At 56.3% G+C, this 19,172-nt stretch carries 16 protein-coding genes; 8 read left to right on the plus strand and 8 right to left on the minus strand.

What is annotated here, in order from left to right; genetic code table 11:
• Positions 1-20 precede the first annotated feature (20 nt).
• Together ACMGEE_RS17710 and ACMGEE_RS17715 are read left to right on the plus strand one after the other, a co-directional pair.
• Positions 21-650 (plus strand): LysE family transporter, encoded by a 630-nt coding sequence (locus tag ACMGEE_RS17710; RefSeq protein ID WP_301252144.1) that lies wholly within the window; start codon positions 21-23, stop codon positions 648-650.
• Positions 650-1,540, plus strand: coding sequence for a LysR family transcriptional regulator (locus ACMGEE_RS17715; protein ID WP_436830409.1), 891 nt, complete (start codon positions 650-652; stop codon positions 1,538-1,540). Before ACMGEE_RS17710 ends, ACMGEE_RS17715 begins: the two co-directional genes overlap by 1 nt.
• A 28-nt stretch (positions 1,541-1,568) precedes the next feature.
• On the opposite strand, the gene ACMGEE_RS17720 is transcribed toward ACMGEE_RS17715, so the two are convergent.
• Complete coding sequence (locus tag ACMGEE_RS17720; RefSeq protein WP_125290242.1) at positions 1,569-2,348, minus strand: L-threonylcarbamoyladenylate synthase; 780 nt, start codon at positions 2,346-2,348, stop codon at positions 1,569-1,571.
• Between the two features lie 244 nt (positions 2,349-2,592).
• Between ACMGEE_RS17720 and ACMGEE_RS17725 the strand changes: the two genes are divergently transcribed.
• On the plus strand, positions 2,593-3,123 hold the full coding sequence (locus ACMGEE_RS17725; RefSeq protein WP_253456023.1) for a GNAT family N-acetyltransferase: 531 nt from the start codon (positions 2,593-2,595) through the stop codon (positions 3,121-3,123).
• Positions 3,124-3,150: 27 nt separating this feature from the next.
• On the opposite strand, the gene ACMGEE_RS17730 is transcribed toward ACMGEE_RS17725, so the two are convergent.
• Complete coding sequence (locus ACMGEE_RS17730) at positions 3,151-4,218, minus strand: SDR family oxidoreductase (RefSeq protein WP_436830410.1); 1,068 nt, start codon at positions 4,216-4,218, stop codon at positions 3,151-3,153.
• 99 nt (positions 4,219-4,317) lie between these two features.
• Between ACMGEE_RS17730 and ACMGEE_RS17735 the strand changes: the two genes are divergently transcribed.
• A complete protein-coding gene (locus ACMGEE_RS17735) occupies positions 4,318-5,226 on the plus strand; it encodes a LysR family transcriptional regulator (protein ID WP_301289639.1) in 909 nt (302 codons plus the stop codon).
• Here ACMGEE_RS17735 and yjdN read toward each other — a convergent pair.
• A complete protein-coding gene (yjdN, locus tag ACMGEE_RS17740) occupies positions 5,216-5,656 on the minus strand; it encodes a VOC family metalloprotein YjdN (protein ID WP_125290238.1) in 441 nt (146 codons plus the stop codon). The genes ACMGEE_RS17735 and yjdN overlap by 11 nt on opposite strands.
• Before the next feature lie 970 nt (positions 5,657-6,626).
• On the opposite strand from yjdN, the gene ACMGEE_RS17745 reads away from it, so the two are divergent.
• From ACMGEE_RS17745 to ACMGEE_RS17755, 3 genes are read left to right on the plus strand one after another with little or no spacing between them, the layout of a single operon-like run.
• Entirely contained in the window at positions 6,627-7,109 is a 483-nt protein-coding gene (locus tag ACMGEE_RS17745; protein WP_436830411.1) for an Hcp family type VI secretion system effector, read from the plus strand.
• Positions 7,110-7,136: 27 nt separating this feature from the next.
• Positions 7,137-7,736 (plus strand): peptidoglycan recognition protein family protein, encoded by a 600-nt coding sequence (locus ACMGEE_RS17750; protein WP_436830412.1) that lies wholly within the window; start codon positions 7,137-7,139, stop codon positions 7,734-7,736.
• Positions 7,730-8,155, plus strand: coding sequence for a hypothetical protein (locus ACMGEE_RS17755; RefSeq protein ID WP_436830413.1), 426 nt, complete (start codon positions 7,730-7,732; stop codon positions 8,153-8,155). The genes ACMGEE_RS17750 and ACMGEE_RS17755 overlap by 7 nt, the downstream gene beginning before the upstream one ends.
• A gap of 270 nt (positions 8,156-8,425) precedes the next feature.
• Here the strand turns inward: ACMGEE_RS17755 and ACMGEE_RS17760 are convergent, their stop codons facing one another.
• The 4 genes from ACMGEE_RS17760 to ACMGEE_RS17775 all read right to left on the minus strand — a co-directional run bounded on the left by ACMGEE_RS17760 (position 8,426) and on the right by ACMGEE_RS17775 (position 15,726).
• The gene (locus ACMGEE_RS17760; protein WP_370734837.1) at positions 8,426-9,739 is read right to left on the minus strand and encodes a c-type cytochrome; all 1,314 of its coding nucleotides are present in this window, start codon (positions 9,737-9,739) and stop codon (positions 8,426-8,428) included.
• Positions 9,740-9,750: 11 nt separating this feature from the next.
• Entirely contained in the window at positions 9,751-11,535 is a 1,785-nt protein-coding gene (locus tag ACMGEE_RS17765; RefSeq protein ID WP_253456038.1) for a GMC family oxidoreductase, read from the minus strand.
• Positions 11,536-11,537: 2 nt separating this feature from the next.
• Entirely contained in the window at positions 11,538-12,272 is a 735-nt protein-coding gene (locus tag ACMGEE_RS17770) for a gluconate 2-dehydrogenase subunit 3 family protein (protein ID WP_436830414.1), read from the minus strand.
• Positions 12,273-12,843: 571 nt separating this feature from the next.
• A complete protein-coding gene (locus ACMGEE_RS17775) occupies positions 12,844-15,726 on the minus strand; it encodes an EAL domain-containing protein (protein ID WP_301252137.1) in 2,883 nt (960 codons plus the stop codon).
• A 462-nt stretch (positions 15,727-16,188) separates the two neighbouring features.
• Here ACMGEE_RS17775 and sbmA point away from each other — a divergent pair, with 462 nt between their 5' ends.
• Complete coding sequence (sbmA, locus tag ACMGEE_RS17780) at positions 16,189-17,391, plus strand: peptide antibiotic transporter SbmA (protein WP_253456047.1); 1,203 nt, start codon at positions 16,189-16,191, stop codon at positions 17,389-17,391.
• 36 nt (positions 17,392-17,427) lie between these two features.
• Here sbmA and ACMGEE_RS17785 read toward each other — a convergent pair whose 3' ends face one another.
• Positions 17,428-19,074, minus strand: coding sequence for a dihydroxyacetone kinase subunit DhaK (locus tag ACMGEE_RS17785; protein WP_253456050.1), 1,647 nt, complete (start codon positions 19,072-19,074; stop codon positions 17,428-17,430).
• Positions 19,075-19,172 lie beyond the last annotated feature (98 nt).

Consider the following 19,172-nt stretch of genomic DNA (forward strand, 5'->3'; position numbering starts at 1 on the left):
ATTGTTCAAGGAATAGTGTTATGTCGCTCCACCTCTGGCTTGCCTATGCCGGTATTATTGCCGTTCTTATCGCCGTTCCCGGCCCTTCTGCGTTGGTCAGCATGACGCACGGGCTGCGCTACGGCCGACGCCGCGCGCTGGCGACGGTGATCGGCGGCGTGATGGCGGCCATGACGCTGATGACCGCATCGGCGCTGGGGCTGGGCGCGATCCTGGCGGCCTCCACTACCGCCTTTACCGTGCTGAAAGTGGTCGGCGCCGCCTATCTGATCTGGCTGGGCATCAGCGCCTGGCGCAACAGCGCGCCGGCAGAAAGCATCGTTATCAGCGGCCAGCCGCAGGCGATGCCTGGCCTGCTTAAACTGTTTCGTAAAGGCTATATGGTCGGCATCAGCAATCCCAAAGACCTGCTGTTTTTCGCCGCGCTGTTTCCTAACTTTGTGGAAGCCAGCCAGCCGCACGCTGTCCAGTTCGCCACGCTGGCCGTCACCTGGGCCGTCACGGACTGCGGCCTGATGTTCGCTTACGCCTGCGCCGGTCGCCGCCTTTCTGGCGTATTTGCCAACCCGTCGCGCCTGCGCCTGCTTAATCGTGCCGTCGGCAGCCTGTTTGTCTTTGCGGGCAGCGCGCTGGCAATCTCCGCCCGCTAATGAGCGACGTCGAAAACCTGCACGCGATGGTGATTTTTGCCCGCGTGGCAGAAACGCTGAGCTATACCGAAGCGGCAAAACAGCTGGGGATATCCAAGTCGGCGGTCAGCAAAGAGATCGCCGCGCTGGAAATACGCCTGGGCGCAAAGCTGCTGCTGCGCACCACGCGCAAGATCGCCGTGACCGAGGTCGGTATGACCTGGTATCACTACTGCGCGCGCATTCTCAGCGAGGTAAAAAGCGCCGAGCTTTTTATTCGCCGCTTCCACGAGGAGCCGACCGGCAGCCTGCGCGTCGTCGCGCCGGTTACCTTCGGCTGCCAGTGCATCGTGCCGGTGCTGAACCAGTTCGTGGCGGGCAATTTGCACGTCAGCGTAGATCTCGACCTTACCGACAGGCCGGTGAATCTGGTGGACGATAATCTCGATCTGGCTATCGTCATCCGCCGCGACAGGCCGGAACATCCGCACTGCCTGCCGCTGATGGATATCAGCTGGGGGCTTTACGCCGCGCCAGCCTACCTTGAGCGTTTTAGCGCTATCCAACGGCCGGAAGATCTGACGCGCCACGACTTTATCCTGTTTCGTGGCCCGGCCCATACTATCTCGCTGCCCTTTCGCAAAGAGAAGCAGAAGCGGGATATCGAGGTGCGCAGCCGGTTTCGCGCCAATAACAGTACCGCGCTGGTTAATTCAGCGGTGGCGCAAACGGGGATAGCCTATCTGCCGGATTACGTCGCCCTACAGGCAGTGGAGGAAGGAAAACTCTGTCGGGTACTGCCGGAATGGGAAATGGATCTTTATAAATCCTGGATCCTGACCAAAGAGAACGGCCTGATCTCGCCGCGCGTCAGGCTGTTTATCGCCGCGCTGCAGAAAGCACTGAGGTAAAGCGGAACCGAAGCTCCGCCCTGCATAATCAGTAGTAGTTGCCGTGGCGGTAATCCCAGGTGGTAAAGGTGTCTGACAGCATCGACATGATTTTATCCACGTCCAGCCCTTTACGGATCAGCACCGGACAAGGCGTAATGTTGCGCTCACCCTTCTGCTCCGGCACCAGCTTGCCGTTTTCATCCACCATCGCCACCATCACGCCCTGCTCGTAGCGGGTTTTCTCCGATTCGTTAGGCTGGATAGACTTCACATAGTCGTTGGCTTCGATAATCAGATCCGCCTGGGATTCGATACGCTCGCCGATGCCTTCGACCAGGCCACGGTTGCCTTTGCCTGATGGGTTAGCCGAGCTGGCGAAGGAGAATTTACCGTGGTTTTCCCACAGCTCTTTCGCCAGTTTCTCGCCGGGCACGCCGAATTTAATCACGAAGCAGCTGGTCTGACGGCGATCCATCATCAGATCTTTTGAACCGTCTTCCGGGATACGCGCCACCGCCTCTTCTTTCCACGGCAGGATGCAGCCCAGCAGCACGTCTTTGTCCCAGTGCTGCTGATACAGCGATTCAATTTCCGGGTTCAGCTGCGCCAGCTCTTTCAGCTGCTCCAGCGAGCCACACAGCACCACGCCCGGCTTGTTGCGGTTGCGCTGCTTGGCGTCGAACTTGCGCTCCAGGCCTTTCGCATCGGAAGTCATGATGATGTAGCCCACTTTGGTCGGGCAGACGATCATGCCGCCGTCGGCAGACAGGATATTTACCGCTTCCGGCTGCAAGCCGCCGTTCCAGTGAATGGTTTTATTGCTCATGATTGCCCCTGCCAGTATAAGAGTCATGTGGGGGTCAGCGCCTTTTTGGCCTGCCCGGATAACTTCATCCTAACGCAGGCGGCTTTTTTCGCAACAGTCAGGCGCCTCTTTCGGCTATTGTTTCCACCAGGAAACAATTGTTGCAGAATGAGGCCGGATAGCGCCGCCAGACCTGCGGAACAAAGAAAGTTGAACCCTTCGCGGATTTTCGCCACTCACCTTTTTTAGCCTGAGCGAGCACCCTATGCAGATTGCCTTTTTCGCCGAGCAAGATCGGCTTGCCTTAAGCAGTTGGTTTACGTCGCAGGCCGACGTTACGCAGTGGGCCGGGCCGGGCGTCGCCTGGCCGCTGGAAGAGTCGTTTCTCGCCACGCTGCTGGATTCCGCCAGCCAGCAGCCTGCCAGCCTGCTTACTTTTGCCGGAAAACAGGCGGGCGAACTGGCTGCCGTGGCGCAGACAGGCTTTGACTGGAACAACCATCTGGCCTGCCTCTGTCGCGTGGTGGTCAATCCAGCGATGCGGGGACAAAATCTGGCGGAGCACATGCTGCGCCAACTGATTGCGACGGCTTTTCAGCAGGAAGGCATCGAGCGTATTGAGCTGCGCGTCTACACCTTTAATCAGGCGGCGATACGTACCTATGAGAAGCTGGGTTTTGTGCGGGAAGGCGTACAGCGGCAGGGCGTGGCGGTAGGAGAAGCGCGCTGGGACTGCGCGCTCTATGGCATGCTGCGTCAGGAATATGTGCAGCCTGAAGCAGCGCGCCGCGCGTAATGGCCGTCACGCGCGGCGCCTGTAGCATCAGGCCGGGATAAGTTTTTCCGCCTTCAGCCTGTCAAACAGCGCGAAAAACGCATCGCGCGTGGGCTGATAACCGGTAAAGCCCGCCTTGCGGCTTTTGCTGACGTCGGTAAAGACCTCCATCGGGCGGCCCAGATCGGCGTCGGTATGCCACCAGGAAACCAGCCGGTTGATATCCGCTTCCTTGAGGTCGAACTGCTGCGCGATGGCTTTCCACTGCTCTGCCGCCGCATCCATCCGCCCTTCCAGCGGCTGCATCTCGTCCGGGTAAGGCGCGGCTTCCACGCCAAAATAGTCGGCGATCTGGCCCCACATCCATTTCCAGCGGAACACGTCGCCGTTGACCACGTTGTAATCTTCATTCTGCGCCGACGGCGTGGTCGCGGCCCATTCCAGCTGCTGCGCCAGCACGTTTGCGCTGGTCATATCGGTCACGCCTTCCCACTGCGCTTTCGAGCCGGGGAAGATAAACGGCTGGCCGGTCTGCTTGCAGAGGCTGGCATAAACGGCCAGCGTCTGGCCCATGTTCATCGCGTTGCCCAGCGCAAAGCCGATAATGGTATGCGGACGGTGCACGCTCCAGGTGAAGCCATACTTCTTCGCGCCCGCAAAGACTTCATCTTCCTGCGCGTAATAGAAGTTATCGACCGGCTGGCGGCCCTGCTCTTCGCGAAACGGCGTCATTGGGACCGCGCCTTTGCCATAGGCGTCAAACGGCCCCAGATAGTGTTTAAGGCCGGTGACCAGCGCCACGTGGCCGCCTTTCAGGCCGTCGCCCAGCGCGTCGATCACGTTACGCACCATCGCGCCGTTTACGCGGATATTCTCTTTTTCATTGGCCTGACGCGACCAGACGCTGAAGAAGACCTTATCAACCTTCAGGTCAGCCAGCGCTTTCTTAACGGATTCAGCATCGGTAAGGTCGGCGGTCAATGCCGTGCAGCCCGCCGGCACCGCCGTGCGGCCGCGTGAAAGGCCATAAACTTCCCAACCGTCGCCGGTCAGCTGCTCTGCCAGTGCGGTACCGATAACGCCGCTGACGCCGACAATAAGTGCGCGTTGTTGCATAAATTTTCCTCCTGATTGCTAATTCATTAAGCTTAATAGAGAATTAAAATCCTATTAGAGGTATAAATTCATATTATTTGAGAATATGAGTCATGAATAATGATCGGTCGGGATCGCCTTAAAGATATCACCCCCTTTGTCGCCAGCGTGGAGCACGGCAGTTTTACCGCCGCCGCCGATTCGTTGCATCTGACCAGTTCAGCCATCAGCAAAAGCGTGGCAAGGCTGGAAGCCCGGCTCGGCTCGCGGCTGTTTGAACGCACCACGCGACGACTGGCGCTGACGGATGCCGGTCAGGCCTTTTATGAAACCTGTACGCGTGTGCTGAGCGAGCTGGCGGAAGCGGAATCCGTACTGGCCGCCCAGCGCGCCATTCCGGTCGGACGGCTGCGGATTGCCGTGCCCAACACCTTTGGCCGGATGCGGGTGATGCCGCTTATCAACGAATTTTGCCAGCAGAACCCGGAGATGCAGATTGCCCTCTCTTTCTCCGATCGCTTTGTCGATCTGTTTGAGGAAGGCGTGGATATCGCGATACGTATTGGCGGCTCGACAGATTTTCCGCCCTCGCTGGGCTGCCGCTTTTTGGGTAATGAAAGGCTGATCTTCTGCGCTTCGCCGGACTATCTGGCGCAGCACGGCGTGCCCGACTCTTTGCAGGCGCTGACCGAAAGGCGAGCCATTGTTTACGATCGGGTAGATGGCAGCACCAGTCCGTGGCATATCCGTTCGCCGGATGGACGAACGATAACCCGAACCCTGCCTTATCGGATGGCGTTAGGGGATGGCGAAGCCCAGGTCGCCGCCGTAGTAGCCGGACTCGGCGTGGCGCAAATGGCGACCTGGCTGCTGGAAAAAGAGTTGGCCAGCGGCGCGCTGGTACCGATCCTGCCAGAGCTGGCGGTAGAAGGTCTGCCGCTGTTTATCGTCTGGCCGCGCAGAAAGCAGCTGCTGCCGAAGGTCGACGCGCTGCTTGCCACGCTGGATCGGCTGAAAATCAGTCAGTAGCGGGTTTATTTACGTTGATGCGCCACGGCACGCCGAACTTATCGATCAGCGTACCGAAACCGGCCGCCCAGAAGGTTTCTTCCCATTCCAGCGTGACCTTACCGCCAGCGGAAAGATTATCGAACCAGCGTTTGCCTTCGGCAGGATCGTTGCTCGACAGGCTGACGGCAAAACCGTTATAGCTTACCGCTTCCGCGCTGTCGCTCATTTGCAGCTCGCCGTCGCCGATATGCAGCAGCGCGTGCATGATTTTATCATCCGCTGGCTGTTCCGCGCTTGGGCTGTTCTGTTTCTGCGGCTGCTGTTTTTTCTCCGCAGGCACGTCACCCCAGGTCATTTTAACCGTCAGTTCGGCTCCCGTGGCCTGCTGATAAAAAGCGATAGCCTCTTCACAGTTTCCCGAAAAGTATAAATAAGGCGAAAGTTGCATAACATCTCCTTCGTTTGAGGTATGTGCTGAAGAACAAGCTCGAAGAAAGTGTAGCAGGCGACTGAGATCTGGCGCTTAATTACATGTTACTGAATAAAAACGCATGCCAGGAAAAGCAGAACGTTCTTCTGTCCGGCTCTGGCAGGAAGGCTCGTCGGTTTAAACCAGACGCTTTCGACACGGCAAAAAAACGGCCAGTTTGCTGGCCGCTTCATCTGAAAGGTATAAAAATATGTTGCCCTGCTACCGACGCTATCCGGGCCAACGCTTTCATGCCTTTGCCGTTACTCTTTGCCTCAGGTCGTTCCAGTAGTTGCGACAGGAGCGGTAATAAACAAGCGCTCGCCCGCGCTAATTATCTGCGTCCGTTTCAACATCATTTTTCTGGTAACCTCTTCCTGGCGACTATGGCATGTAGCTGACGATAAGATTCCATCTGGTCTCAAAAGCGACGGATATTGCGTTTCAATTGCGGGTCTCGCAGAAACTTCTGTGTGTAAATGTGCGGCCCAACCGGTATATCAAAATAACGCCTGTGTTGTCGTATTGGTTGTTATATACGTATTCAGCTTGCGGAGCGGCATTATCAGCGTCATTTTTTTGACCCTGGTGTAGTGACGTTGCGAGCAAGATTGACCTTTGCAGGGGTAATAAAATAAGTGTTGATTTAGTTTAGTTGCAGCGGTTTTATAACGGGGAACCGGCCTTGTGTAAACCGCCAGTGGCCCGGATTTGACCATGCCCCGGCAGCAGTGCGCCAGGGAGACAAGCCGAGCGTTCCAAAGTTGAACCAGCTGGCAAGTTGAGTCCCGGAAGCCAGAGCGATTGCAGATGTTCTTCAGGCACGATGGCGTGAAATATCCAACCAGCGGTCTGACAGAGATGTTTTCAGTTACGTGGTCAACCTTTATTGGAAGTTTATACGAGGCAAAGAAAAGCAGTAATCATTTTATTTATACAAGGAAGGATTATGATTCAGGATATTTTCATAAAATTTAATGGAATTGAAGGCGAGTCTCAGGATTCTACACATAAAGGTGAAACAGAAATCCTGAGTTGGGAATGGTCTGTCAGACAGGCATCAAATATGCACCTGGGATGGGGTGGCGGTGCCGGGAAGTGTACCGTTGACGACTTGTATTTTGAACATTATATCGATAAGACCAGCACCAACTTACTTCATTATTGTCTTACTGGAAAACGTATACCTGAAGCCGTTTTGACTGTCAGAAAAGCTGGCGGCTCTCCGCTGGAGTATATGCACATTACGCTTCAGGATATTATCATCACCGGCGTAAATCCTGTGTATCTCAATACCATGCGCGTCCCGCGTGAAGCGGTCAGCCTCGCGTTCTCCAGGATAAAGATGGATTACGTTTTGCGAAATGCGGGGAGAAATATAGCGGGTACGGTTTCTATGGGATATGATATTAAAGCTAATACGGATATTTAACTATAAGTAATATAAGGGAATATAACTATGCTATTCGTCAATAAAAATGGGTTAGTGGATGCGGAACGTATTATCGTCAGACGTTTCAGCACGATAGAGCGTGGCAAACTGGACAAAGTAAATGGAATTATCGTACATCAGACCGGAGGATCGACAGCAGAAAGCTCTTTTAACAGTTATAAAAACACAGGTGCAAATGGTGCACATTTTCTGATAGATAAAGACGGTACTATTTACCAGACAGCTTTAGTTTTTAAAATTACTTATCATGTCGGCAATATAAGATCCAGATGCTACATGAAAAAGAAATGCAAACCTTCGGAAATTTCCACAATAAAGCCATTACTGAATAAATATAAACAGCTCTCTCGTTTAGAACAGAAAAAGCCATATCCAGAAAGATACCCTGCTAACTTTGATTCTCTGGGCATAGAAATAGTTGGAAAACCTTTTTCAGGTGAAGACCAGGATGCTATTTATGAAAAGATCAATGATGCCCAAAACAGTTCATTGAAATGGCTTGTAGCTGAACTTTCTGACACATTAAAAGTATCGATGACTGAAATTTTCAGACATCCTGAAGTATCATATAAAGTTAAGACAGAAGCGGGTACAGCACAATGGTAAAAAAATTTTTCGTCATGCTGTGTGTGTTTTTTACTATAAATATAGCTTTTGCAGGACATATGGCGACCCGAAAAATCACAGGCATTAAAATTGATGAAACGGGAAAAACCGAAGATGAATCAGGAAATGTCAAAAATGGCTGCCTGGCATTTAAAATAACAGAGCGAGACGTGACGGATTTTTTTTCTGAGGCGTATCCGGTGCCTTTAAGTTTTAATGTACATGATCGTTATTCACCCTGTTATGCTAAAGGGACTATTGAATTTAGCAACAACACCCGTGGTAAATGGAAAATATTCTCCAGTGGAGGAGGAACACTACGATGGGACACTGGTGATGTAGTAACTTTATTTTATAATGATTATAAATGGACAGATCCTTTCGAAGGAACATACACGTCTGATGACGAGCTTGATTAACAATCAAAATCTGCTCCCAACCATTAAGGTACACGCCTGACTGGCGTACCTTATTTACTGGGTGTTTCAACTTTTACAGCGCAATCTGACCGGGCTGGAAAAGGGTGCCGGGTAACAAAATTTTGGCGGTTCCGGCGTAACTCTTGGTAATGAGCGGACATCAATGCCGTTTTCTGCATCTTTGTGGAAGCAATCTGTCCCCGGATCGGGCACGCCGTCTACAATCTGAAGCGGCCATTTACTGGCCGCTTTTTTACCGGTCAAAGTCGCTTATTTCACTTCAGTCAGCTTCTCAATATCCACGCTGCCCTGCTGTTCAGCGTCGTTTTTACGCACTTTCGCCACGTCGCTGGCGCTAACCTGCTCTTTGGCCGTATTGCCCCAGCTGGTGCGGATAAAGTTCACCACGTCGGCGACCTGCTGGTCATTCAGCCGCCAGCCGAAAGCCGGCATGGTGATGGCGGAAGGGGCACCCTTCACGCCTGGCAGCGTCGCGCCGCTGATAACGATATGGATAAGCGAGGTTGGATCTTCCGCCAGCACCACAGGATTGCCGCTCAGCTGCGGGAAGAAGCGCTTATAGCCGCTGCCGTCCGTTTTATGGCAGGCCGCGCAGCTGTCGACGTACACCGACGCGCCCGGTTTGCTGTCGTCGCCCTTCCACAGCGCCTTCGCTACCTTGTCATCCGGCGTAAAGCCGACCTGATTTAAGTCTTTCGCGCCCAGGGATTTCAGATAGCGCGCAATGGCGGTGATATCTTCGTCGCTTAAATGCTGCAAACTGTGCTGCACCACTTCGGTCATGCCGCCAAAGGCCGCGGTACGATCGTTGCGGCCATAGCGCAGGAACTGCGTCAGATCGTCTTCACTCCAGCGGCCCAGTCCGTCACGGCTGTCGCCGCGCAGGTTGTTGGCGGTAAAGCCGTCAATCGGCGAGCTGCTGCCGGAAAGGTAGTCGCTGCCTTCGCCGTCGTTCAACGCTTTTTCCTGCATGGTCAGGCTACGCGGGGTATGACAGGCGCCGCAGTGGCCCAGGCCTTCCACCAGATACTGACCGCGAGCCAGCACCGCATCCTGCCCTTTAATCGCCTGGAAAGCTTTTACGTCCGGTGCAAACAGCCCGCGCCAGATCGACAGCGGCCAGCGCATCGACAGCGGCCAAGGAATGTCGCTTTTCCTGTTTTCGGCCTCAACCGGCTTCACGCCATGCATAAAGTAGGCGTAAAGCGCGTGCATATCCTCATCGTTAACCACGGCATAGGAAGGATAAGGCATCGCCGGGTAGAGCGTGTCGCCGTTCTTCGCTACGCCGTGGCGTACCGCTTTCTGAAAGTCGTCATAGCTGTAATCGCCAATGCCGGTTTTCTTATCGGGCGTGATGTTGGTGGAGTAAATCTTGCCGATGGGCGTCGCCATCGCCAGCCCGCCAGCAAAAGATTCGCCACCCATTTTGGTATGGCAGGCCACGCAGTCGCCCGCGCGCGCCAGATACTCGCCGCGCTTGATCAGATCGGCGCCGTTATCCTCAGCCGCCGCAACAAAGGTGGTCATACCCAGCATCAGAGCCGGGATCAGCATTTTCATCATGGTCATCCTTACGCCTGCACCAACGGACCTGGACTTGGAAGGTACTGTTCACGAATCGCTTTCGCTGACCAGTAGGTCAACGCCGCCACCATGCCGGTCGGGTTGTAGCCCAGCCCCTGCGGGAAGGCGGACGCGCCCGGAACAAACACGTTCGGCACATCCCAGCTTTGCAGATAGCGGTTAACCGCGCTGGTTTTCGGATCTTCGCCCATGATCGCGCCGCCGTTCATATGCGTGGTCTGATACACGGTGGTGTCGAAATGCGTGCCCGGCATTTTCGGCGCGCCGCTGATCAGTTTCGGGTTCATCGCTTCGGCGATTTTGTGCATCCGGCCATGCATAAACTGCGACATTTTGATGTCGTTTTCCTGCCAGTCGAAGGTCATACGCAGCAGCGGCTGGCCGAAAGCATCCTTGTAGTTCGGATCCAGATCCAGATAGTTGTTGCGATAGGACTGGTGCGCGCCGTGCGCGTCCATCGAGACATGATGCGTATAGTGATCGGCGACCGCCGCTTTCCACTTGCTGCCCCAGCCTGGCGTGCCCGGCGGCGTCGGCAGGCCGGAGATCGGCTTCACGCCCGCCTGGTTAACCCAGAACGGCGAGCCGCCGACAAAGCCATATTTGCCGTGGTCGAAGTTATCCGCATTGAAGTCGTCCACGCCCACGCCCGCGCCGCCCGCGCCGATAAAGTTGTTGGTAAAGACGTCTTTATCAAAGAAGGCCTTGATGGTGGAAATATTCTGATAGGCAAAGTTACGGCCTACGGTGCCTTCGTTAGTGACCGGATCGTAAGGCTTGCCGATGCCGGACAGCAGCATCAGGTGCACGTTATGGAACTGGAAGGCGGACAGGATCACCAGGTCGGCGGGCTGCTCGATCTGGCGGCCAAGCGCATCGACATAGGTCACGCCGGTGGCGCGCTTTTTGTCGTCGGTCAGGTTGACGCGCAGCACGTTGGCGTTTTCGCGCAGCTCAAACTTCGCTTCCTGACGTAGCGCAGGCAGCACGTTAACGTTCGGCGACGCTTTGGAATACATATAGCAGGCGTAGCCGCTGCAATAGCCGCAGAAGTTGCACGGCCCCATCTGCGCGCCGTAGGTGTTGGTGTACGGGCCGGAAGTATTGGCGGAAGGCAGATCGTAAGGATGATAGCCAACGGATTCAGCGGCCTGCGCGAACAGCTGCGCGGAGAAGGTTCGCTTCTGCGCGGGCAGCGGGAACTTGTCGGAGCGATCCGGCGCGAACGGGTTGCCGCGTCCCTGCTGGCCGACGACTTTGCCCTTAACGCGCCATTCCGAGCCGGAGGTGCCAAACACTTTTTCGGCCTTATCAAAAAACGGCTCCAGCTCGTCATAGGTGACGCCGAAATCCTGAATGGTCATGCCCTCAGGAATAAACTTTTTGCCGTAGCGCTCTTCATAGTGGCTGCGCATCCGCAGCTCGATCGGATCGACGCGGAAATGCACGCCTGACCAGTGCAGGCCCGCGCCGCCGGTGCCGGTGCCGGGTAAAAACGCGGCAAGCTGGCGATAGGGCTGCGCGGTCTGCGCCGAGTTATGGCGGATGGTCACGGTGCTTTTGGAGAGATCCTGGAACAGCTTTTTACGGATGTTATAGGTCAGCTCATCAATAACCTGCGGATACGCGCCGTCAGGATAGGTGTCGCGATGCGGGCCACGCTCCAGCGCAACCACGTTCAGGCCCGCTTCGGTCAGCTCTTTCGCCATGATCGATCCCGCCCAGCCGAAGCCTACGATCACCGCATCTACTTTTTTCATTACGTTTGCCATGCTTATGCTCTTTCCCCACGAATCGACACCGGCGGGAACGGATAGCGCTCGCCCCGTTCAACCCAGTCCATAAAATCAGCGCGCGCGCCCGGAAAGCCGATCAGCTTCCAGCCGACCATATTCTGATTGCCGCCATGAACAGGATCGCTGAAGAAGCCTTCGCGCGTGTTCTGTAACAGGAAAGAGAAGAAAACCTTAGCCGGAACCTGTTTGAATTCGGCTTTGCCGGCTTCAAAGGCCTGTAGCAATGCGTCCTGCTGGTCGTGGGTCAGGTCGGCGAACGCTTTGCCGTGCTGCGCTTTGGCGAAAGCATCCGCGTCCGCCAGGCCCAGGCGGTAAATATCGCGCGGGATCAGCGGGTACTGATAGCCCAGCTCTTTGTCGGCATCGGGATGGAAAGGCCCCTGCATATACCAGTTGGAACCGGTCGCGTAAGGCGTGTTCATCTGACGATCGATATATTCCGGCACGCCCGCTTCCAGCGCGCCGGGGCCGCGTTCGTCGGCAGGGATCAGGCGCGCCACGGCCGCCTTAATAAAAGCGTACTCTTCCGGGGTAAACCAGGTGGGCTGGTAATCGCGGGCCTGCTGCGGCCCTGCGGGCTCGGGCGCGGCTACGGCTGCGGCTGGCGCGGTTAACGCGCCCAGGCCCGTACTGCCAATCGCCACGGCGGGCGCAAGCGTAATGGTTCTCAGCAGAAAGTCCCTGCGGGAGCTTCCGATCGTTTCTTTTGACATGACATTGCCTTTTAAAATGGCCTGGTTGTTCGGCTGTAAGCATTCGTGATGGGAGACCCGCTAGCCTGTTTTTTTATAAAAATCGGGCGCTAGCGTGATCTGAATCAATGTTACCGGTAACAATTTGTGGATTTTAACAGGAATCGGCGCAAAAAATTAGCGTAAATAAACAAAATGGCACAATTTCATTAACAACCAGGCAGGCGGAAAGAGAGAGGCACGTCACCAGAGAGGGCCAGCGCGCAGCAGAGCGTTATAAGGGATGAGCTATTGAAGAACGCGCGGCCGCAGCAGAACCAGCACGCAGCCTGGCGTTGTGGTGGTTAAGCCGCAGAAAAGCGCGCCGCAGCAGAACCAGCACGCAGCCTGACGTTGTAAGGGATGAGCTACTGAAGAACGCGCGGCCGCAGAAGGCCAGCGCCTTATGATGGATGAGCCGCAGAAGGCCAGCTTGTCACATTGCGCGCGAATGATTTAGCCAAAGGCGCGCGCAAGGCCAGCGCGCAGCACGACGCCCTGGTGGATAAGCTACGCGGCGATCGTAGCCATAACGCTGTTCAGGATCGGGCCGCTAAGGGTGAACCTGGCCGTCGCGCTTTTCGTCCAGGCCAAACAGCTTCAGCCGCGTCTCCGACGGCTGCGGGCGGCCAAAATAATACCCTTGGAACAGCGTACAGCCTTCGATTTTCAGCTGCTCGAACTGCTCGCTGCTCTCCACCCCTTCCGCCGTGATTTGAATATCCAGGCTGCGGCTCATGCCCGTAATGGCCCGGATAATGGCCAGCGCCTCGCGGCTCTCTTTCATATCGTTGATAAACGACTTGTCGATTTTGATCTTATCGAACGGGAAAGAACGCAGATAGCTGAGCGACGAGTAGCCAGTGCCGAAGTCATCCAGCGCGATGCGCACGCCCAGCTTTTTCAGCTTTTGCAGAATGCGGATATTGACCAGGGTGTTGTCCAGCAGCACCGACTCCGTGATCTCCACTTCCAGCCGGTGCGGGGCCAGCCCGGAATCCTTCAGCGCCGCTTCCACTACCGACACCAGCGAACTGTTTTTAAACTGGAGCGGCGAAAGGTTGACCGCCACGCTCTGATGCGCCGGCCACTTCGCTGCCTCGCGGCAGGCTTCGTACAGCGCGAAGGCGCCCAGCGAGTGGATCAGCCCGGTTTCTTCCGCCACGGGAATAAAGTCCAGCGGCATAATCAGCCCCTGTTTCGGATGGTGCCAGCGCATCAGCGCTTCGTAGCTGATGATCTCCTGGCCCAGACTATCGGTAATCGGCTGGTAATACAGCTTGAGGTGGCGATGGGTCATTGCCTCGCGCAGATCGGTTTCAATCATGCGGCGCTTGCTGGCGGCTTCGCCCATTTCGCTGGAGAAATGCTCAAAGCGGTTGCGGCCGTTGCGTTTGGCTTCGTACAGCGCCATATCGGCACAGCGCAGCAGCTCGGCGGGGGTAGTCAGACCGCCTGCAACAATAGAAATGCCGATGCTCAGCCCTACCGTCAGGCTATGTCCGTCGACGTTGAAGGTCGGACGGATGGCCTCAATCAGTCTTTGCGCCACCGCTTCGGCTTCCTGTAAATGCGTCAGGCCCGGCAGTACGATAGAGAATTCATCGCCGCCGTTGCGCGCCAGCGTATCCTGTTCACGCAGCACGCCGCGCAAACGGCTGGCGACGGCGCGCAGCAGATCGTCGCCGACCTGATGGCCCAGCGCGTCGTTGACGTTCTTGAAGTTATCCAGATCCAGACAGAGCGCCGCCGTCTGTTTACCATTATCGAAATCGCAGCGCAGCGCCTCGTTCAGCCGCTGGCTGAACAGCACGCGGTTCGGCAGGCTGGTCAGGTTATCGTGATGCGCCATATGATGAATGCGCGCATCAGCCGCGCGCTGATCGGTAACGTCGTCAGCAATCAGCAGCACGTAGTTAGTATGGGCGTCGTTGCCGTTAATAATCGAGGCCGAAGCGTTGATGATCCGTTCGCCGCCACGGGTACGTAACAGCTGCTCGTTTTTATGCACGCCTTCATTGCGCTGTGCGGCGGTCGCCAGCTGGGAAAAATAGCCGCTCAGCTCTGAGGGCATGTAATCGTCCAGCCTTTTGCCGGCAAGCTCCTTCATTTTTACACCCAGCAGCTGCTCCGCTTTGCTGTTCAGCAGCAGCACCTCGCGCGATACCACGTCTTCCACTATCACACAGCAGGGAATATTGCCGATAATGGTGTCGAGAAACTTCGACAGCGCGGCCATCTTATTGCTGTTCTGCTCTGCCAGATCTTTTGCCCGCAGGATCTGCTGTTCGTACTCGCGCAGTTCAGTGCAGTCGCGGGTAATTTTGGCAAAGCCAAGCAGGCGGCCTTCTTTAGTATGAATCGCTTCGATCACCACGTGCGCCCAGAAGGCGCTGCCGTCTTTGCGATAGCGCCAGCCCTGATCTTCAAAACGCCCAACGCTTTGCGCAATCGCCAGGTTTTTGTCGGGCAGGCAGGCAAAGCGATCCTGCGCGCTGTAAAAGCAGGAGAAGTGTTCGCCGACGATTTCCTCCGCCGTATAGCCTTTGGCGCGATGCGCGCCGGCATTCCAGTTCACCACATGGCCCTGGGGATCGAGCATATAGATGGCGTAGTCGGTGACGCCCTCCACCAGCAGACGGAACACTTGTTCTCTTTCGCGCTGTTCTTGCAGCACGCGCTGTTGTTCAGTGCAGTCGCGGGTGATTTTGGCGTAGCCGATTAGCCTGCCGTCGTCGTCGTGCACGGCGTCAATGACCACGTGCGCCCAGAAAGAGGTGCCGTCTTTACGATAGCGCCAGCCCTGCTCTTCGAATCGGCCGGTACGGTAGGCGGTTTTCAGGTTGGTTTCCGGGAGCTTAGCCAGCCGGTCTTGCGTGCTGTAAAAGCAGGAGAAGTGTTTGCCGACGATTTCTTCCGCCGTATAGCCTTTGGAACGCCTTGCGCCTTCGTTCCAGTTCACCACATAGCCGTCGGGATCGAGCATGTAGATGGCGTAATCGACCACGCCTTCGACCAGCAGACGGAATTTCTGCTCCTGGGCGCGCTGTTCGGCAAGCTGAGCCTGCTGTTCGGTGCAGTCGCGGGTAATTTTGGCGAAGCCGATTAGCCCGCCGTCGTCGTCGTGCACGGCGTCAATCACCACATGCGCCCAGAAAGCGCTGCCGTCTTTGCGGTAGCGCCAGCCTTCGGTTTCAAAACGTCCTTTTTCGCGGGCGATGGCCAGGCCGCGCTGCGGCAGACCTTTTTCTCTGTCTTCCGCACTGTAAAAACAGTCAAAATTTCTGCCGATAATTTCATCCGGCAGATAGCCTTTCGCCCGCTCCGCGCCCGCGTTCCAGTTGGCTACGGTGCCGTCAGGTTTCAGCATATAAATGGCGTAGCCGACCACGCTTTGCACCAGCAGTCGGTACATCACATCATTATTTTCGTTCATTTTCTTTCCGCCTGAGGGACGCTGCCCCGAAGAAGGCCTGGCCTGCAGATAAGCGGCCCTCCGCTGCAGGCCCGCCTTTTCTGAAGCAATCCCGCGCCGCTATTCCCTGTAAAACCTTGCTGTATCAGGCTCCGCTGCCTGAAAGTGCCTTATCGTTATCGGCCTCGTTTAAATAACATTCAGCATTTATTTTGCCGGGCCAGGGCGGGGGGGACTATGCAGGGTTGAACGCGTGGCTGCAACCCGCGATCGCTACAATCCCGGGATAAGATGTTTGCAGAATATTAAAATAATGGCCTGTAATTTATTAACGCTTCGCGACCGCTATTCACGTTAATGACTGGCGTAACGGAAACACCCGCCTGTTGCAAAGGTGGCGGTCAGACATCAGCGGATACAAAACCGTTAAGACCATTAACGAGTAATCGCGTTAGATGGTGGCCTTACCGTTCTGGAGTCGCTATGTTTAAATCCTTTTTCCCCCGCCCCGCGCTGTTCTTCAGCAGCGCCGCCGTCTGGTGCGCGATCGCCATTCTCGTCTGGTTTGCCGGCGGCAGGCAGTTTCTTACCTCATTCGCCCATGCCGGCCCGCTGCCAAATAACGCCTTGCGCTTTATCGCGCCTTCCGCCCTCGCTTTTTATCTTTATTATTTTGCGGCTTTCGCCCTGTTCGCCGGGTTCTGGCGCGTGTTCAGTCCGCATCCCTGGCAAAATTGGTCGGTAAACGGTTCGGCGCTGATTATTTTTGTGACCTGGTTTTCGGTGCAGATGAACGTTGCTATCAACGCCTGGTATGAGCCGTTTTACGATCTGATCCAGCGCGCGCTGACCCATCCCAATTCGGTACCGATCGCCACGCTTTATCAGCAGCTGATCGGCTTTCTCAGCATTGCGCTGATCGCCGTGCTGGTGGATGTGCTGAATATGTTCTTTATCAGCCACTATGTTTTCCGCTGGCGCACGGCGATGAACAACTATTATATGGCGCACTGGTCGCGGCTGCGCGGCATTGAAGGCGCGGCGCAGCGCGTGCAGGAAGACACCATGCGCTTCGCCTCGACGCTGGAGGATATGGGCGTCAGCCTGATTAACGCTGTTATGACGCTTATCGCTTTTTTGCCGGTGTTGATTGGGCTATCGGTGCATGTGAAAAACGTGCCGCTGCTGGGTGACCTGCCCTACGCGCTGGTGATTGCCGTGGTGCTCTGGTCGCTGCTGGGCACCGGGCTGCTGGCCGCCGTCGGCATCAGGCTACCGGGCCTGTCGTTTCGTAATCAGCGGGTGGAGGCGGGCTACCGTAAAGAACTGGTCTATGGCGAAGACGATCCCGCACGCGCCAGTCCGCCCACGGTGCAAAATTTGTTCGGGCTGATCCGTAAAAACTATTTCCGGCTCTACTTTCACTATCTCTATTTTAATATCGCCCGCTCGCTCTATTTGCAGCTGGACGCCGTTTTCGGCCTGGTGGTGCTGTTTCCTTCTATTGTCACCGCCGCCATTACCTTCGGGCTGCTCCAGCAGATCAATAACGTATTTGAACAGGTGCGCGGCGCCTTTCAGTATCTGGTTTATTCGTGGAGCACGCTGGTTGAACTGTTGTCTATTTATAAACGTCTGCGGCTGTTTGAACAGGTACTGGACAGGGAAGCGGAGGGAGAGCTTTAACAGGGCGCGGAAGGAACCGCGCCCCGGAAGGGCCGCTTATTGTTGCGCGGCCAGCCTGGCGAAGACCTGCTCTACCGCGTAAGCGCCCGGATCCTTCACGCCGTGCAGGCTTTCCTGGTTAAGGTAAGAGGAGCGACCCGCCTGCGCTTTGCTCATCTGCGCCGTTTTTTCCGCGCCCGCTTTTGCCGCCTGCGCCGCCTCTTCTCTACTTTTACCCGCCGTCAGCGCGGCAAAGGCCGGATCCAGCGCGTCAATCATGGTGCGATCGCCCGGCCGCGCGCCGCCGTAGTGCTGCATCCGTTCCAGCCCGTAGCTCAGCGCCTGCGGCAGCGCCTCGCCTTCTTCCAGCTTCTGTCCGGCGGCGGTAAACATAATCGACATCAGCACGCCGCTGGATCCGCCCATCACCACCGCCAGCTCTTCGCCAATCAGCGTTAGCAGGTTTTCTGGCTCGTTCAGCGGCAGCCTGTTCGCTTCCAGCTCGGCGAGGATTTTTTTCGCCCCGGCGGCAAAGGTCGAGCCGGTGTCGCCATCGCCCACTTTGGCATCCAGCTGGTTAAGCTCGGTCTCCAGCTCTGCCAGCGTGCGGCAAACGGTAGCAACTATGGCGGCCGTTGATGCATTTTCCGAAGGCGCAAAATGCTGCTGCCGCGCAACTTTTTCGCCCTGGCGCGTATTAAGCGGCGCAGGCTTGCTCGCGGGCTGCCAGCCGCTGGCCTCAACCGGCGCCTGCAACGCTTCCGCCAGCGCGTCGGTCAGCAGCAGCGTCGACAGCGAAAAGCCTTTCATATCCAGCGCGCTAACCAGCGTCGCCGGGCCAATCAGCAGATCGACCTGTTTTCCCAGCGGCGAACGCAGCACCTCACGCGTCAGCACCGCCATTTCCAGCGAAGAGAATCCGCCCAGGTTATTGATTAACAGCGCCGTTTTTTTATTGTCCGGATTGTGCTCCGCCAGCTTCGCCGCCATCAGTGCAACGATCTCGCGGCTGTCCTGCGTTTTCAGCGTAGAGGCGCCCGGTTCGCCATGAATGCCCATGCCTAACTCGCTTTGGCCTTCTTTAACCCGCTCGTCCCGCTTTTCGCCGGGCACATGGCAGCTGCTGAAGGCCAGACCAAGGCTGGCGGTGGCGGCAATGGCTTCGTTGGCCGCTGCCATCACCTCCTCCAGCGATTTTCCGCTGGCGGCGGCGTAACCGGCGACTTTATGGATCAGCGCCGTACCGGCAATCCCGCGCGGCTGCGGATTATCCGGCAGCGCGATATCATCGGTCACCATCACCAGCTCGACCTTAAAGCCCAGCTTTTTGGCTTTTTCCGCCGCCAGGCCGAAGTTCAGCCGATCGCCCGTGTAGTTTTTAACGATCAGCAGGCAGCCTTTTTCACCCGTGACGTTGATGATAGCGCTGAGTACCGCCTCCACGCTCGGCGAGGCGAAGATATCGCCACAGACGGCCGCGGTCAGCATTCCTTTTCCGACAAAGCCCACGTGGGCCGGTTCATGCCCGGAGCCGCCGCCGGAAATCAGCGCTACGTCCTTTTTATCCCAGTCGTTACGCACCACCACCCGAATATCGGGGCCGGCGTCAAGCAGGCTAAGGCTGTGCCACGGGTTGCCGATCAGCGCGCCTTCAATGGCTTCACTGACCAAATCGCTTTTTTGATGCATGAAAAACTGACTCATAAATCTGTTTTCTCCTGGCTGAAAAGAGCGGACTGAGTCACTAACTGTAGTTGAATTCCTGCGGCGGCCGCGCAGGAAACAGGCAGGGCAAGGAGAAA

Source organism: Erwinia artemisiae, from assembly GCF_051400835.1.
Taxonomy (GTDB): Bacteria; Pseudomonadota; Gammaproteobacteria; order Enterobacterales; family Enterobacteriaceae; genus Erwinia; species Erwinia aeris.

Excerpts from the sequence above, each read along its gene's own strand:
- ACMGEE_RS17730 (WP_436830410.1), bottom strand. The coding sequence starts at position 4,218 with ATGCAACAACGCGCACTTATTGTCGGCGTCAGCGGCGTTATCGGTACC.
- sbmA (WP_253456047.1), top strand. The coding sequence starts at position 16,189 with ATGTTTAAATCCTTTTTCCCCCGCCCCGCGCTGTTCTTCAGCAGCGCC.
- ACMGEE_RS17710 (WP_301252144.1), top strand. The coding sequence starts at position 21 with ATGTCGCTCCACCTCTGGCTTGCCTATGCCGGTATTATTGCCGTTCTT.
- ACMGEE_RS17720 (WP_125290242.1), bottom strand. The coding sequence starts at position 2,348 with ATGAGCAATAAAACCATTCACTGGAACGGCGGCTTGCAGCCGGAAGCG.
- ACMGEE_RS17760 (WP_370734837.1), bottom strand. The coding sequence starts at position 9,739 with ATGAAAATGCTGATCCCGGCTCTGATGCTGGGTATGACCACCTTTGTT.
- ACMGEE_RS17725 (WP_253456023.1), top strand. The coding sequence starts at position 2,593 with ATGCAGATTGCCTTTTTCGCCGAGCAAGATCGGCTTGCCTTAAGCAGT.
- ACMGEE_RS17715 (WP_436830409.1), top strand. The coding sequence starts at position 650 with ATGAGCGACGTCGAAAACCTGCACGCGATGGTGATTTTTGCCCGCGTG.
- ACMGEE_RS17755 (WP_436830413.1), top strand. The coding sequence starts at position 7,730 with ATGGTAAAAAAATTTTTCGTCATGCTGTGTGTGTTTTTTACTATAAAT.
- yjdN (WP_125290238.1), bottom strand. The coding sequence starts at position 5,656 with ATGCAACTTTCGCCTTATTTATACTTTTCGGGAAACTGTGAAGAGGCT.
- ACMGEE_RS17735 (WP_301289639.1), top strand. The coding sequence starts at position 4,318 with ATGATCGGTCGGGATCGCCTTAAAGATATCACCCCCTTTGTCGCCAGC.
- ACMGEE_RS17745 (WP_436830411.1), top strand. The coding sequence starts at position 6,627 with ATGATTCAGGATATTTTCATAAAATTTAATGGAATTGAAGGCGAGTCT.
- ACMGEE_RS17785 (WP_253456050.1), bottom strand. The coding sequence starts at position 19,074 with ATGAGTCAGTTTTTCATGCATCAAAAAAGCGATTTGGTCAGTGAAGCC.
- ACMGEE_RS17770 (WP_436830414.1), bottom strand. The coding sequence starts at position 12,272 with ATGTCAAAAGAAACGATCGGAAGCTCCCGCAGGGACTTTCTGCTGAGA.
- ACMGEE_RS17775 (WP_301252137.1), bottom strand. The coding sequence starts at position 15,726 with ATGAACGAAAATAATGATGTGATGTACCGACTGCTGGTGCAAAGCGTG.
- ACMGEE_RS17765 (WP_253456038.1), bottom strand. The coding sequence starts at position 11,535 with ATGGCAAACGTAATGAAAAAAGTAGATGCGGTGATCGTAGGCTTCGGC.
- ACMGEE_RS17750 (WP_436830412.1), top strand. The coding sequence starts at position 7,137 with ATGCTATTCGTCAATAAAAATGGGTTAGTGGATGCGGAACGTATTATC.